Below are 15,899 nucleotides of genomic sequence, written 5' to 3'. Positions count from 1 at the left end.
TAAGGTTATATGAGAGAAAATTTGAACTGAGTATAGAAAGGTTGTGTCCATCCATGGCATTAACAGCTGGAATCGTTGGTTTACCTAACGTGGGAAAATCAACATTATTTAACGCAATAACAAAAGCGGGCGCATTGGCTGCAAACTATCCATTCGCAACGATCGATCCAAACGTTGGTATAGTTGAAGTACCTGATGCACGTTTAGATAAATTAACAGAATTAGTGGTACCGAAAAAAACTGTGCCAACTGCATTTGAATTTACAGATATCGCTGGAATTGTTAAAGGTGCTTCCAAGGGTGAAGGATTAGGAAATAAGTTCCTAGCTCATATTCGTGAAGTAGACGCAATTTGTCAGGTAGTACGTTGTTTTGTAGACGAAAACATTACTCACGTTTCTGGTGCAGTAGATCCAATTGACGATATTGAAGTGATTAATCTAGAGCTTGCACTAGCTGACTTAGAATCTGTGGATAAACGTTTACAACGAGTTAGCAAAATGGCGAAACAAAAAGATAAAGAGGCTATGATAGAAGAGCCAGTGCTTCTAAAAATTAAAGAGCAACTAGAAAACGGTAAACCAGCTAGAGCAGCTGAGCTATCAGATGATGAATTAAAGGTAATTAAAGGTCTTCATCTGCTAACAATAAAACCAATGCTTTATGTAGCAAACGTTTCAGAAGATGAAGTAGCAGATGCAGACAACAACGAGTATGTGAAAAAAGTACGTGAATATGCATCCGCTGAAGGTGCACAGGTCATTACTATTTGTGCAAAAATCGAAGAAGAAATTTCTGAGTTAGATGATGAAGAAAAAGCTATGTTCTTAGAAGAATTAGGAATTAAAGAATCTGGTTTAGATCAACTAATTCGTACTTCTTATGACTTATTAGGACTAGCTACTTACTTCACTGCAGGTGTACAAGAGGTACGTGCCTGGACGTTCCGTAAAGGAATGAAGGCACCTCAATGTGCAGGTATTATTCATACTGACTTTGAGCGCGGCTTTATTCGTGCAGAAACAGTGGCATATGATGATCTTCTTGAGGCAGGTTCGCAAGCAGCGGCTAAGGAAGCTGGTAAAGTACGTCTTGAAGGTAAAGAATATGAAGTACAAGATGGCGATATTATGTTATTCCGCTTTAATGTATAAAAAACTTACAAGGGCAATCTAAAATGGTTGCCCTTTTTCGATTGGGTAGTTATCAGAATTTTTAATGTATGGAGGCGACTTATGAATGAATCCTGTGCAAATTAAGGAACGTGGTTTAGAGTTTGAGCAACTGGGGATGCTACCACAAGATGTCTTAGATTATATTTATGAACAACGATTATTCAAATTGTTCACTCCAAAAGAATTAGGTGGTATGGATTTAAATTTAGTTGAAGGTGTAAAGATATTTCAACAGATGTCTGCACTTGATGGCAATTTTGGATGGCTCATTACTATTGGTACAGGTGGAAACGCATTTATTCCAACATTCAGTAAAGAAATTTGTGAAAAAATCTATTCTCCTAAAGAAGCAGTTATAGCAGGTAGTGGATATCCAACAGGGATAGCTGTAAAAACAATTGGAGGCTATTATGTAACAGGGCAATGGAAGTATTGTAGTGGTTCTAATTATGCATCAACATTTACGATGAATTGTTTAATTGAAGAAGATGGTATCAAAACCGAAAAAATTATTAGCTGCTCAGTAAATCCACATGATGTAGAAATTTTGAATGATTGGTCTGCAATGGGTTTAAAGGCAACAGCTAGTCATACAATCCGTGTAAACAATGTTTGGGTACCACAGGAAGCTACTTTTCAATTAGGGGTCATCAGAAATGATTATGGCAATTCAGTACATAGCTTTCCATTTACCACTTTTGCAGAGGCTTCCTTTTTAGGCGTTTGTCTTGGGATGACAGAGAATTTTTTAGAAGAAGCTTTTGCTTTAATGAAGCAACGAAATCATGATGGAAGCAGAACTGAACGAATTGGAGCCTTCCAATTTTTATGGATGCAGCAGCATAAACGTTTCAAGCAATGCGAGGAACAGTTTTATGCAACATTATCTGTCTTTTGGCAACAGCATCAAAAAGGTGAACAATTAACGGAAGAGGAATTATCACAATTTACTCAATTGGCTAAGGATATTGCTGCTGCTTGCTTAGAGATAGCGAATAATTTAATACGCAGTCTCGGTATGGATGCTATTACAGAAACATCTATGATTAACCGTATTTGGAGAAATTTATATACAGCAGCCCAGCATGGATTTTTAACTCCTTAAAGTATAAATAGAATCTGTAGTTGTTCATTTCTAATCTACAGATTCTATTTAATTATGTAGTCTTATTTTAATGATGATCCTTTTCCCGCAATAGATAAACATACAGCTTTGGTAATTTAGGATCATCCTGTACGATAGCATTACGTGGATATTTGCGTAGCTCTTTATACATGGCAAAATCGCCTACAGCTCCAGCTATTAACACCGCCCCTATCAATATTAAAACAGTACTGTTAAGATAAAACCCAACAATGGTTGGAAGTACTCCAGTCGTCCAGAATGGCAGTAATAAAGCTTTTTTCATAGCATGGTTGGGGAGAGGTTGCTCAGTAGTTGCATAGGCAATACCTTGCTCTAAATTTATGCCATATTTTAAAGCTTTAAAGGGAACTCTGCCAAAAATCATAAAGCCAATTAAATGACAAGCCTCGTGTAGGATAATAAAAATTATATACAGCACAACAAATAGTGCTGTGCCACCAATCATCTTCCAAAAAGAAAAATGGAAATCTTTAAAGCAAATATATTGAATGGCAATAAATAATATGACAAGACCACTTGTAATCACAAAATTGTCGATCATTAACTTCTTTAAATCTAATTCGATAACGATAGGCTCCTTATCGTTGGTTAACATGAAGGCACTCCTTTCATAGATAATGAAATATACTGCCATTATATAACGAATTATTAGTTTGTGACTTGAAAGACATGTACCTATATGTTACAATTCATTGATGTGAGTAATAATTAATTACTTGCTCCTTGCTCCCTTAATTAGGAGAGCCTAAGTCCATAAGGAGGTGTAAACAGATGAGAAAATACGAATTAATGTACATCGTACGTCCGAACATTGAAGACGAAGCGAAGAAAGCTTTAGTTGAACGTTTCAACGAAATGTTAACTTCTAACGGTGCAGAAGTCATCGAATCAAAAGAGTGGGGCAAACGCCGCTTAGCTTATGAAATTCAAGACTTCCGCGAAGGTTACTACCAAATCGTAAAAGTAAACGCTACTTCAGATGCAATCAACGAGTATACACGTCTTGCTAACATCAGCGAAGACATCATTCGCCACATTGCAGTTCGCGAAGAAGCTTAATAATTAATTTTTTACAAAACGCTGAAAAGGAGGTTGTATTCTGATGATTAACCGTGTCGTATTAGTTGGAAGACTAACAAAAGATCCTGAGCTACGTTATACACCGAATGGAGTTGCGTCTACAAGATTTACAGTAGCTGTAAACCGTGCATTCTCAAATCAACAAGGTGAACGCGAAGCTGATTTCATTAGCTGTGTTGCTTGGCGTAAACAGGCTGAAAACCTAGCGAACTTCATGCGAAAAGGAAGTTTAATTGGGGTAGAAGGTCGTATCCAGACAGGCAGTTATGAAGGACAAGATGGTAAGCGAGTATACACAACAGATGTCGTGGCGGATAGCGTACAGTTTTTAGAACCCCGTAATGGTAGCGGTGCTCCTGCTCCTCAATATGGTGGACAAACTTACGGTAATAACCAACCGTCATATGGCGGTGGTCAACCACAACAACAGTTTAGTGGCGCTATGCCAGGGCAGGGTTCCTATGGCGGCGATTCGTATCAGCAAAATCAACCACCTATGAATCAGCCGAATTATACACGTGTAGATGAGGATCCATTTGCGAATAGCAAAGGGCCAATAGAAGTATCTGAGGATGATCTTCCATTTTAAAGGTCTAACTAGTGTCTAATCTTAAAATACCACTCTAATCCTTGATAAATAAGGACTTATAACAAGTTATAGGTGTCTAATCTATAGGTTGTTAAAGAGGGAAATATGAAGATTTTTGACCGGTAGATAAATGTCTAATCTTAAAATGCTCCAGTAAGGCCGTATAAATAAGGACTTATAACAAGTTATAGGTGTCTAATCTATAGGTTGTTAAAAAGGAGAAAAATTAAGATTTCGGTAAGTTAATTCAGAAAAATCTAATTTGATTATTATTGAATAAGGAGGGAAATATTAATGGCACCACGTCGCGGAGGCCGCAAACGCCGTAAAGTTTGCTACTTCACTGCTAACAACATTACGCATATTGACTACAAAGATGTAGATTTATTAAAAAAATTCATCTCTGAACGAGGTAAAATTTTACCACGTCGCGTAACTGGCACTAGCGCTAAGTACCAACGTAAATTAACTTCAGCTATTAAAGTATCTCGTATTATGGGATTACTTCCATTCGTTGCTGAAGATAAATAAAATTTATTTATTAATAAAAGCACAACAAGGTTTTCAAAACCTTAGTTGTGCTTTTTTTAATTATGCTGTTTTCTCAAAGATTGTTGCTATAAAGGAAAATTAGGGTTATTCCACAATCGCGCCCGTTTGTTGAAGATCATTTTTCAACTATTGTGCCTTTTCCGTGTGTTTCCAAACTTTCGTTAGGTAACACTTCATAAAAGTCTTTTATTCCGCAATCTGGCCCTTTATAGAGAAAGGCGCATTCCTTATTAAAGAAATGCGCCCGTTTGCGGAGGATTGTTACAATACCCTATAAAAGTAAAAACTATTATTGTTTAAATATATTTATTCACATATTGGTGACTAAGGATCTTAAACTAAACAGATTAATAATAAATTAACCTCCGAAATCTTGGTGGCTTATTTATATCAACTCAATTTTGCACTAATTTTTTCTCATGGATATTCAAATTTAAATCTGCTACATTTTTTATGAATTGTTGATCATGTGAGACAAAAAGAATCGTGCCTTCATATCCATCAATAAAAGTTTCTAATGCTTCAATGGCATAGATATCTAAGAAATTAGTTGGTTCATCTAACAATAAAATATTATATTCTCCTAAGAATAGCAGACAAAGTTGGAGTCGAATAGCCTCTCCACCACTTAGCGACTTTACAGATTTTTGTAAATCTGTACCAACAAACTGCATGGAATGCAAAACACTTCTCAAAAATGTTTCATTGTATTCAGAACGATTTTTCACAAATTGCAATACGGTTTCATCACTTGTAAATTGATAGCTCATTTGACGGAAGTAACCGATTTTTGCTTTTGGTGAAATGGTTAAACCCGTACCACCATTTGCAATATGATGAAGTAATGTACTTTTACCAACACCGTTTGCACCTGTAATGGCTATTTTTTTACCCAAGGGCAGTTGAAAGCTTACTTCATCCAATAACACTTTATTCTTAATTTGAAGAGTTAGTTGGTCTGCCATAATTGGAAACTTATTATGCAACTCCAATGCTTTCGACTGTCGGAATATGATGTGTTCTTCCTTTTGTACAGCTTCGACTTCATGAAGTTTTTTCATTCGCTGTTCAATTGCTTTGGCTGCGCGGTGTACTGCTTTTTGACTCGTACCTTTTGATTTTGTTTCAATCATTCTATTCGCCTTTGCTTTTGCTTCTTTGTTTGACATACTAGCTGCTTGTGCGATTTTTTCAGCTTTTTTCATTTTCTCTTGTGCCGCTTTTTCGAGCCGGGCCTTTTCTTTCAAGAACTGCTCATGAGCTTGCTGCTGTTGTTCACGTTCTAATTGCTTTTGAGCCACGTATTCACTGTAATTTCCTGAATAAACACGTACCTTGCCTTCATCAACTTCCCAAATAGTTGTAACTAGTTCGTCTAAAACAGCACGATCATGACTTATTAAGACAAGCGCTCCATAATAATAACGCAATTCATCAAGTAAAAATGAAATTCCCTCTTGATCCAAGTGTGTGGTCGGTTCGTCGATTAGTAATGCTTCGTAATAATTTGTAAATAATTGGGCCAATTTCAACCTTGTTTGCTCCCCGCCACTTAACTGATCCGAATCTTTTGGTACAGCTAATTTCCCCAGCAATGCTGGATCCGCCTCACTGGCAGATGGAGCTTCAAGTTGCTCAAAATAACCGCAATCGACAAACCGATGTACTTTTCCTTTTGTCGGCTGAATATCACCTGATAATAGTTTTAATAATGTACTTTTCCCTACACCATTTTTCCCGACAATACCGATGCGGTCAAATTGATGTACAGCTAACCGTTCAATATTTAATACGTCTTTATCTAAATATGTCACTTCGACACGTTCTAATTCTAATAAAATTTGTTCCATATTTGCTACCTCCCGAAATAGTTATATTTCGTATCGATAGCTAGGATCGATACGAGCTTCTACATCAAGCTCGTATCAACAAAATAATAAGAATTGCATATATTCCCCTCCTATTTTGTTTTCATTGCCACAACAGCATTCATCATGATTAAGATACCAGTTATTGAAAATAGTGCGGCTACACTTGTTAACTCAATTAATATTCCAGCTAGCGCATAACCAATAGGTGTTGCTAGTAAGGTTAGACTTGTTACAAAACTAAAAACTCTTCCAAGTAAATGTGGTTCGACTTCAGTTTGAATAAACGCATAGAACGGTGCAGACATCAATGGTCCAGACAAACCGACTAACCCAGCCAATACAACAAAAATAAAGAAAAGGGATGGTGAAAGTAAACCCGAAATGAATAATGCAACACCCATAAACATTATCCCTGTGACAAGAATTTTCACTTTATTAAAACGATCACCTATTACACCTAGTAGTGAACCTCCTGCTATTAACCCAATAGCAAAGAAAACCTCTACTATTCCTGCTTCTACGACCCCTTTTTCAAAATGATTACGCGTCATAAGTGGGAAGTAAGTGCCTAAAGGAATGTAAAGCAGAGCTCCAATCGTCGTGACAAATGTTAGTTTCAATAGAACTGGATGCTTAACAATTGCATCATATCCTTCTCTCATTTCCGTCATGAAGCTGCTAGAACCCTTTTCTTCTGTTCTTGGTACTTTTGGAATGTGAATAAATAGTAAAATACCACTAGCAATAATAGCCCCGAAAACGTCTAATAATAACACCCATTCAAGTGAGCTAACTGCCAGTAACGACATTCCAACTGCTGGTCCAGCAAGATATGAAATGGAACTAACCGTCTGCCCCCATCCTGCAACCTTTGTAAGATGTTCCTCCGGTGCAAGCAGTGGGATTGAAGCTTGCATAGCTGGCATATGCAAGGCAGTCGCAAGTGAACGAACGACTAAAACGATTAAGACAAATACGATACTTGGTTCACTAAAATACATGGATGTAAAAAGAAATAAACTTCCAAGAGCAACTGTCATATCTGCCACAATCATCATCATTTTTCGTGAATAACGATCAGTAATTGTTCCTGCAAATGGGCCTACCAATGCTTGTGGCAAAATCCCAGCCAAACCAGCTAGCGTTAACACCAGTGGCGAGCCACCTGTTGTATCAGTTAACCACCAAATAATACTAAATTGAACAGCAGCACTACTCAGTAATGAAAAGAACTGTCCTGTATATATTGCCCAAAATTTTCGTTTCCAATTATTATTTTCCATTTTATCGATACCTCCTAGAATTTGCGTATCGATTTTTATCGATACGAGATAAATAAACAAAACCTCGTATCAATAGAAAAGTATCATGCACATATAAAATTCCTCCTCTATGTTATAGAAATTAAAAAAATCACAGACAAACTGCCTGTGATTTTAGAGTAATGGGGATTAAGAATCTAGCCTTCTAGAGTAGGAAATATAAGGTAGCTTACCACCCAATAAATATACTTACGAAGTCGGAAATTAGACAAAATTAAAGAAAGGCTAAAGTCCCTGCCTTTCTTCAGATTACATAAATCTATTAAAATGAAGATTATAAAAAAGGACAGACTTATCCCGTTTACTCTGTAAATCCAAACAGAGTCTTTGACCATATTCAATTACTGGTTCAAAGTTAGGGACCATAGTCTAGGTATCATTTTTTAATAATCCTCCTTACATTTATTAAAGTACGCTATTTAGTATAAAGAGACTTTTAGAAAAAGTCAAAGGGAAATTACACTTCTTCAGTTGGCGCCGTTTTAAGTACTTTTCCTCATAATCTTCTGTACACCAACGCAATGTTATTCCAGAAAATGGCCCTATAATGAAAACGAGTGCCGATCCTTATTACAGTATTGCGCCCGATTGTTGAAGATAGCTTTTGAACAAAATGTACATTATAGCCTATTTCTTGAACTTTTAAGAATAAAAGATATAGGTTGTTTACTAAAAGATTGTTGCTATTCAACTAACGGCGCAGAATAGTTGAAGAAGAAAAATTTACTATGTATAACAATTCAAAGAATTTAACAATGGATTCATTTTCTAAAGAAGAATCCATTTTGAAAAACGATTATTCAAAATGGATTCTTTGACTCTTTTATATATTTCTTTTTGAGCGTTTATACATATTTACAGTAACCAGCCAGCTAATGACGATGATTCCCGCAAAAAGAAATAGCATATTACTGTACAAATGAGTGGATGGATCAGCGTTTATAAGTAGTAATTTCCGATCTAGCAAATTTATCGATAATAATCCACCTACAATTGCAATACCCATTCCTTCTGATAAAAAGCTTGTGAAATTAAGCAAACTCATTCCAGCACCAGCTTCCTTTTGTTCCAAACTACTTGAAACAATGGTGGATATAACTGTTTTCGTAAAAGAAAGTCCCCCAAAAACAAAAATTAATATAATTGTCATGAGCCATGGTGTTGTCTCTATAAAAAGAGCAGCTACTAAAAAGCTGATAGAAAGAAATGCAACTCCAATTGTTAACACAAATAAAGAACCTTTCTTATCAACAAGAAATCCACCAATATAACCGAAAATAATAACACTCATTGCCCCAGGAAAAATAATCCCACTTCCAATTGCGACAGTACTTAATTGATACACATCTTTCATCATATAAGGGACCATAGAAATAAATCCTGCTACAGTTCCAAATATAAGTCCGCCACAAATGATTCCAATCATAAATGAGATATTTCTTCCTAGCGCAGGATTAACAAAAGGATTAGATACTTTCCTAATATGTTTAACAAATATAAGGAAAAATATAATGCTAACGATTAGAAAGGAAATTCTATAAGATGTCGTAAACATCATAAAAAATACAATACCTACGGACATGAATATTATTCCTACAGTATCAAAAGAGCCTTTTATTACATCTTCCTGTTTCAATAATTTTGCAAGGAATGGAACAGTGATAATCGTCACAATTGGCAAAAGCAATAAATAAGACCAATGGATATATTCGGCAATCAATCCACCAATAGATGGTCCTACACCTTCTCCCATTGCTACAATGGACCCAATAAGGCCAAATGCTTTACCCCTATTTTCTTTTGGAATATAGCGCGCGACAACAACCATCACAAGTGCTGGAAATGCAGCTGCACCCGCCCCCTGAATAAACCGAGCCAAAATAAGTACGGGAAAGAAAGAATGTCCAACAAACCCGATAACTGATCCGATGCAGTTCACTATAATCCCAAATAGGAGTAGCTTTTTGATGCCTAGCTGATCCGATAGCTTTCCATATACAGCTGTTCCTATGGAAAAAGTTAACATAAACGATGTGTTTACCCAATTAATACTTGCTGGTTCCTTATCAAAATAACTGGCGATATCAGGTAATGAAACATTCAAAACCATTTCATTTAAAACGCTGAAAAAAGAAAGAACACAGAGCCATAATAATATTTGATTATGGCGTAGATTTGACTGTGAATGAGATATATTCACATTTTACCCTCCAATTAATGAGGGTCAACGTAGTTTATAGGGTTATTGATACGTTCTCCCTCTTAAAATATACCCAACTATATTTATTGCACTTCATAAAAAAAACGCCTCCTAAATTATTATTCGTATATTTTAGCATATGTAGCATAGGATACAAAACTATTCTACGTTCTGTGAGAAGCTGTGATTATAGCTTCTTTTTTATGATTGTAATGGAGCAACATTTCTGTTATGAAAAGAGATTTAGATACATCTTTTTTTATTGCAAGCCATTAAGTTTGTGAAGAAGAGACAGCGATCGCCGTCTCTTCTTACTACTTAAATGATTCAAAATGAGCTGTAACCCATTTGTTTTCGTTTTCTAAAATAAACTGTTCAGCAAGAATCAGTCTTTGGACAAGTTCTTGTTTAGGTAGTTTCCTATACTTTCTATGAAGAATATCAAGGTTACGGTCGGGTTTTAGTTTCCTGAAATCGATGTCCACATCTAAGTTGTTTAGCGGTTTATTTACTTTGCTATTTTCTTACTGTTTAAAGGTTTTACTATATTGTTTGAAATATTCATACAATTCACCATTTGACCGTATTGTATTTTGGTGAATCCCTTTACCTTCGGTATCGACTTCTGGTTTTATAGTACCTTTCTGTTCAGCATCACTAACCGGGATCACTTTATTAAGTTTTAATAAATCAGATTCAAGAACTCTCCAACCTTCTTTATCACTATTTCTATAAGCGTTAGGGAATTTGCCTGACTGTATCCAACGTTTAATAGTTTCTTCGTGTTTATCTAATAAGTCAGCCAAGTTACCAAATCGTCGTTTGGGGATATTTCTTTGCTTACCATTGTGAATCCGTATAAATCTGGCTAGACCCCTTATTCAACAATCTGGCCCTTTTGTTGAATAACACTATTTACTTAAAAAAACTTTGTTTATCAAAGGTGTATTTTCACCAAAGAATAAGGTTTGTTTAATTCAAGATAAATATTGTTATGCATAATTCTGTAAAATAGTGTATATTTTAGATAGTCTGACGGAATATATGTTCTCATTTATTTAGCTTTGAGAGAGATATTACTTTAAGGTTGAGAATACCTACCTATTTTTTAAAACGGCAAGGGGTGAATTGATTGTATATTAGAAAAACTTCTAGTGTCCCCGTATTAGTTGATACTGATATGAGGATTGTTCCAGAGGTTTTAGATTTTACGAGATATTTGGAGAGGAAAGGGTTTTCTCCAAACACTATTAATACTTATTTAGAAAAGTTATGTGTGTTCTATAAATGGATGGAAAAAGAAGGGTTGAAATCTTTTGAAGTTGAACCAAGACATATGCCTCGTTTTATAGATTATATTGATAATGCTTATGCAGAAAGATATCAAGATAAAACAAAAGTATCACCTTCTACACTTAACGGTTATTTAGCAGCATTAGGGACCTTTTATAAATACTTCAGTATGATGGGGTTCGTTGAACCTGCTACATATAAGATTGAAGATAAAAGAAAAGTAAAGCATTTGAGTTATTTGAGACATATTAATAAGAAATGGGATGCTAATGCTTTTTCTTACTTTAGTCGTAAAAAAAGTAAAGGTGTAGATAAAAAGAGACTTTTTCCTGAAGAAGCTGAATTGTTTTATAAAGCTATTGGGGAAATATCATCTAAGGATGAATCTTTAAAGGTACGAAATGAATTGATATATAAATTACTGTATGAAACAGGTATGAGGATTGGGGAACTGTTACATCTAAGGATTTCTGATTATGATCTTCCAGAACCATTTCAAAAAGTAGGTAGCATCTATTTAGTTGATAGAGGAAATCTTGATGATGAAGATAGACAGTTGAAAACAGGAGAAAGAACAATTCCTATTTCAACAGAACTGTTACAGGAAATCGATGATTATGTGATGTACCATAGACCACAAGTTGGTAATTGTGATTATCTATTTGTAAATCATATAAGAAATATTGGATTACCTCCTAGTAGAGGCACTATCGAAGAAATATTTCGAAAAGCTAACGAGGTTAGTGAGTTGAAACGAAAATATGTTACACCTCACTCTTTACGGCATACTCACGCTTCTAATATGACAGATATGGGTATAGATATAGCCGTTGTGCAAGCTCGATTAGGACATAGTGGCATTAGTACAACATTAAAGTATACGCACGTTTCTATAGAAACACTCTCCTTGTCGTATGAAAATTATTTAACGAACAAGAAAGGACGTGTTTTCTAATGGGAACTACCACTTTAGTAGATGTTAAATCTGATGTTTGGTTAATTTACGAAGAAAGGAAATCATATCCTTATTCGTTTGCATTTGATTACTTACCTAATGAATGGTTTAAGAAGAATATTAAGCAAATTACATTAGAACAACTTCAAATGGAGAAACTAGCACTTAGTACACTCCATAGATATAACGAAACGATAAAGACGTTTTTCATCTTTATTGAAGAATCAAATTATACATTGAATACATTCGCAGATGTCTCACCTAAGATAGCAGAAGAATACTTACACTATCTTTTAGTGAATATAGAAGCTAAAGCTACAAGGGCTTTGAAGTTAGCGTCCTTAAAGTATCACCTAAATCACGGTAGAATGTTAGGTTGGTCTGATTTCCCTATCAATAACCTTTTTGATGGGATGGAATACCAAGTACTTCAGACCGAAGATACGCTAAAATCGATGGTAATTGATGATAGAGTTATGAAACAAATTGATATTGCTTTAGACAGAATGCATTCTGAAGAAATGTCTTACAGTGACATTCTTATATGGGGCCTTGTAACAATAATTAAAGGTACTGGTATGCGAATTCACGAAGCTCTAGCAATTCAAGAACAACACATAGCAAAAGATTTAATGGGTAAACCGATCTTAGAAGTTCTTAGCGAAAAGACTCTAACAGACCGTTATATACCGATCAGTCACGATATTGTAAAAGCAATACGTTTCGTTTCAAAAAACACTGAGTGGGTACGTAAAAAGCTTGATACCGAATTCATATTTGTTAGACCGACCCGTGGAGAAAGAAAGTTTGAATTTCTTCAACAAAAGACGGCAAGGTATCTTTTAAAAAAATTCAGTATTAAATTCGATTTAAAGATTCCTACAGGGGAACCATTCAATCTGAATTTTCACGAATTCCGCCACACAATAGGAACTGATTTATTAAATAATGGTATGAGTATGAGAGAAGTTATGGAGTTTCTAGGTCATAATTCTAGTCATTCAACTAGGCTATATGCGAAAGTTCAAAATGAACGATTTAGTAAAACCTATAGGAAACTTGGATTCATTGGTGTTATTGAAGAGAGTGTTGATGACATCGTTGATGAAGAGAAGCAAAAGACTAATGAAGAGAAACGTCTAATGGCTCAATTGCCAGACGGTGTTTGTGCTAGACCAATAAAAGAGCAGGTTATTAATTGTAAAAAACCAAATGCCTGTCTATTCTGTCCTAAGTTTATTACGACTCCAGAATTCTTAGAAGTGCATAAGAATCACTTGGAAAGGATAAAAGCAGATAAACAAAGGTATATGGAAGAAAACTTAATCGGTACAGATTATCTCCTGTTTGAAACTGAAAAAGCACTTACTGAAATAGTTACACAACTTGAAGTTATTCAGAATGCAAAAGGAGGTAATAATTAATGGCACAAGAGTTATTTAAATACATTGACTATACCCCCTCTCATTTTGAGGATTCAAATGATGAATTTAGAGTCGGAAATTCAATGTTTAAAGATGACCTTTGGGATTTTAAACATTTGATTCCAGGCAGTGCAACTTGGCCGGAAAATAAATGTTGGTTAAAGTATGAGAGATTCAAATCCACATCCATTAAGAATACGATTAAATGGTTTATGGTAACGGAACTAATAGCAAATGGGTTCACTACTGTAAAAAGAAAACTAGCAGCTCTTCATACTTTTGATAAATTTATTCAACAAAATGAAGGTATTACTTCATTCGAGGATATTTCCAAGTATCGATTAGAAGAATTTTTTAACTTTGTTTTATCTGACACGAAAGATAATGGTGAACCGACAAGTGCAGTTAGTAAAAAGAAAGCTGCACAAGTTGTAAAAGAAATACTTGAACGTGGAGCTGTTAGAGGATGGGAAGTACCAACTAATACAAATCACGTTGAGCTTCTATACAATTCGATGATTATTGAAAATAATAATATTAAAAGTGGTACTAAATTTGGTAAATCAAATAAAGTTCTACCTGAAAAAGATATTGTTAGTCATCTAATCACAACAGCTTTAGAAGTGTTGGAAAATGGTCAAGATAGTGAGATTCTAACGGCAGCAAGTATTATCATTGCTAGTCAGATTGGCTGTAGAATTGAAGAAGTGCTTTCTATTCAAAAAGGTTGTTTATCGCTAATTAACGGAGAAATGTTTATCACCTTTGTAAGTACAAAGATTAACAATGAACCTACCGAAGTTAATAAACCTGCAAATGAAGAAGTATGTATTGCGATTCAGAAGCTAGAAGAATACGCTAAACCTTTGCGAGAAGAATCAGGATTGCCGTTTCTATTCCTTGTTAGAAATAGACGTATATCTGGCTACCCTGTTACTGTAGCAAGTAAAGGAAACTGGACTAAGAACCGACTAACTCCTTTTATTGAGAAATATGATCTTCGTGATGAAAACGGTGAACTATTAAAGTTAACCAGTCACTATTTTAGACATATCTGTGCAACATACGCTTATCAAGGTGGTTTAAAAACCCACGATGTAGCTGAACTTTTGGGGCATAAGTCAATAATGATGACTGAGACTTATAACCATACGGAAGATAAACAACAAGTTGTAAAAGATATTCTATCGGGTGATACACCTATAGCAACTACCAATAAAATCGTCTTAAAACAGCTAGAGGGAGACGAGAATCCGTTCAAAGGGAAAACCATTGAACAGATTGAAAAACTTCGTAGAGCCTTAAAAATTGAACTTCTACCTCACGGTATCTGTACTCATCACCCAATGCGTGGTGAACCCTGTGAACAAGACGGAGCTTGTCTTGGCTGTAGTAATTTCTTAGCATCATCTAAACACCTACCTGTGTACGAGAAACGCCTTGAGAGAGTTAACGAGGAACTTGAAGTAGCAGGAAATGCCAACAGCATATGGACATCTAAGTTATATTACCAACAAGGTAAACTGGAATATTATATACAGGAGTTAAGTAAGAAGATGGCTAATAAGGAATTTCAGAAAGCTATGTCGGAAGTGGTAGTGAGTAAAGATGATGAATAATAAGGATTTAGCAGAAATCAATCGTGAGAAGACCACTGTAAAGGTCGTAGAAGCCATTCAAAAGCTCAAAAGGAAGAAAATGAAGATTACCATTAGCTCGGTAGCAAATGAGGCTAATGTGACTCGTCAGACGCTTTATAATCGTCCAGATTTAAAATTAAAAATTGACGAAGCGAATTCCCTAATGAATGACAAGAAAAGAACTAAAGAAGTCGATAATAAGAATAGTGTCCAAGAAAAGCGTATAAAACGATTACAAGAAGAACTCAAACAATCAAACGAAGAGAAATTAAAACTCCTTGATCAAAATGTTTTTCTAACTGAAGAGATAATAAATCTTCAAAGAAGGATAGCTGATTTAGAAGAAAAGGTATATAAGGATAGTGTAATTAAATTAGTGCAACGCTAGATATAAAACTATTTTTGTACACTTTGTTATTTTAGATAAATAGTGTTATTCAGCAATCGGTTCATATTGTGGAATAAACTTTCATAGGAATTGGATATTAAATTCTTCGAATGTTCTGGAAGTTTAAGTGTGAAATGATTCTGATTCTTATTTTGTATAGAATAATGTGATGTTAAACTATCGGGCGCGATTACTGAAGAAAATTTACTTTTTTCTTCAGTAATGTTTTAGTGGAGTAGTACATCTAAATTTGACACTTTTTT

General features: G+C 35.1%; 15 protein-coding genes. 9 read left to right on the top strand and 6 right to left on the bottom strand.

Features of this window, described 5'->3' with window-relative positions; all coding sequences use genetic code 11:
• Window positions 1-53: 53 nt before the first annotated feature.
• Complete coding sequence (gene ychF / locus NP781_RS22575; RefSeq protein WP_016994923.1) at window positions 54-1,154, top strand: redox-regulated ATPase YchF; 1,101 nt, start codon at window positions 54-56, stop codon at window positions 1,152-1,154.
• An 85-nt stretch (window positions 1,155-1,239) separates the two neighbouring features.
• Complete coding sequence (locus NP781_RS22570) at window positions 1,240-2,280, top strand: acyl-CoA dehydrogenase family protein (RefSeq protein WP_257520876.1); 1,041 nt, start codon at window positions 1,240-1,242, stop codon at window positions 2,278-2,280.
• A 67-nt stretch (window positions 2,281-2,347) separates the two neighbouring features.
• On the opposite strand, the gene NP781_RS22565 is transcribed toward NP781_RS22570, so the two are convergent.
• Entirely contained in the window at window positions 2,348-2,917 is a 570-nt protein-coding gene (locus NP781_RS22565) for a DUF3267 domain-containing protein (RefSeq protein WP_257520875.1), read from the bottom strand.
• A gap of 176 nt (window positions 2,918-3,093) precedes the next feature.
• Between NP781_RS22565 and rpsF the strand changes: the two genes are divergently transcribed.
• The 3 genes from rpsF (at window position 3,094) to rpsR (ending at window position 4,522) form a co-directional block, all read left to right on the top strand.
• Window positions 3,094-3,381: a 30S ribosomal protein S6 gene (rpsF, locus tag NP781_RS22560; RefSeq protein ID WP_016992320.1), complete on the top strand. Its 288-nt coding sequence runs from the start codon at window positions 3,094-3,096 to the stop codon at window positions 3,379-3,381.
• Between the two features lie 43 nt (window positions 3,382-3,424).
• Window positions 3,425-3,991 (top strand): single-stranded DNA-binding protein, encoded by a 567-nt coding sequence (gene ssb, locus NP781_RS22555; RefSeq protein WP_054548816.1) that lies wholly within the window; start codon window positions 3,425-3,427, stop codon window positions 3,989-3,991.
• 294 nt (window positions 3,992-4,285) lie between these two features.
• Complete coding sequence (gene rpsR / locus NP781_RS22550; RefSeq protein ID WP_012296211.1) at window positions 4,286-4,522, top strand: 30S ribosomal protein S18; 237 nt, start codon at window positions 4,286-4,288, stop codon at window positions 4,520-4,522.
• A gap of 416 nt (window positions 4,523-4,938) precedes the next feature.
• Here rpsR and NP781_RS22545 read toward each other — a convergent pair whose 3' ends face one another.
• The 5 genes from NP781_RS22545 to NP781_RS22530 all read right to left on the bottom strand — a co-directional run bounded on the left by NP781_RS22545 (window position 4,939) and on the right by NP781_RS22530 (window position 10,742).
• A complete protein-coding gene (locus NP781_RS22545; RefSeq protein ID WP_257520874.1) occupies window positions 4,939-6,393 on the bottom strand; it encodes an Msr family ABC-F type ribosomal protection protein in 1,455 nt (484 codons plus the stop codon).
• A 110-nt stretch (window positions 6,394-6,503) separates the two neighbouring features.
• Window positions 6,504-7,697 carry an MFS transporter gene (locus NP781_RS22540; RefSeq protein WP_257520873.1) on the bottom strand — a complete coding sequence of 398 codons (1,194 nt, stop codon included), beginning with the start codon at window positions 7,695-7,697 and terminating at the stop codon, window positions 6,504-6,506.
• Window positions 7,698-8,559: 862 nt separating this feature from the next.
• Window positions 8,560-9,936 (bottom strand): Tet(L)/Tet(K)/Tet(45) family tetracycline efflux MFS transporter, encoded by a 1,377-nt coding sequence (gene tet, locus NP781_RS22535; protein ID WP_257520872.1) that lies wholly within the window; start codon window positions 9,934-9,936, stop codon window positions 8,560-8,562.
• Between the two features lie 34 nt (window positions 9,937-9,970).
• Window positions 9,971-10,033: a tetracycline resistance efflux system leader peptide gene (locus NP781_RS25705; RefSeq protein WP_373880559.1), complete on the bottom strand. Its 63-nt coding sequence runs from the start codon at window positions 10,031-10,033 to the stop codon at window positions 9,971-9,973.
• Window positions 10,034-10,460: 427 nt separating this feature from the next.
• Complete coding sequence (locus NP781_RS22530; protein ID WP_257520871.1) at window positions 10,461-10,742, bottom strand: helix-turn-helix domain-containing protein; 282 nt, start codon at window positions 10,740-10,742, stop codon at window positions 10,461-10,463.
• A gap of 326 nt (window positions 10,743-11,068) precedes the next feature.
• On the opposite strand from NP781_RS22530, the gene NP781_RS22525 reads away from it, so the two are divergent.
• The 4 genes from NP781_RS22525 to NP781_RS22510 are packed head-to-tail and all read left to right on the top strand — an operon-like array spanning window position 11,069 to window position 15,636.
• Entirely contained in the window at window positions 11,069-12,184 is a 1,116-nt protein-coding gene (locus NP781_RS22525; RefSeq protein ID WP_257520870.1) for a tyrosine-type recombinase/integrase, read from the top strand.
• On the top strand, window positions 12,184-13,608 hold the full coding sequence (locus NP781_RS22520; RefSeq protein ID WP_257520869.1) for a tyrosine-type recombinase/integrase: 1,425 nt from the start codon (window positions 12,184-12,186) through the stop codon (window positions 13,606-13,608). Before NP781_RS22525 ends, NP781_RS22520 begins: the two co-directional genes overlap by 1 nt.
• Window positions 13,608-15,227, top strand: a complete 1,620-nt coding sequence (locus NP781_RS22515; protein WP_257520868.1) for a site-specific integrase — start codon at window positions 13,608-13,610, stop codon at window positions 15,225-15,227. The genes NP781_RS22520 and NP781_RS22515 overlap by 1 nt, the downstream gene beginning before the upstream one ends.
• Window positions 15,217-15,636, top strand: a complete 420-nt coding sequence (locus NP781_RS22510; RefSeq protein WP_257520867.1) for a DUF6262 family protein — start codon at window positions 15,217-15,219, stop codon at window positions 15,634-15,636. The genes NP781_RS22515 and NP781_RS22510 overlap by 11 nt, the downstream gene beginning before the upstream one ends.
• Window positions 15,637-15,899 lie beyond the last annotated feature (263 nt).

This window comes from Lysinibacillus sp. FN11, from assembly GCF_024628845.1.
Classification (GTDB): Bacteria; Bacillota; Bacilli; order Bacillales_A; family Planococcaceae; genus Lysinibacillus; species Lysinibacillus capsici.
The sequence above is the reverse complement of the archived record's forward strand: the minus strand, read 5'-3'. Positions and strand labels throughout refer to the sequence as shown.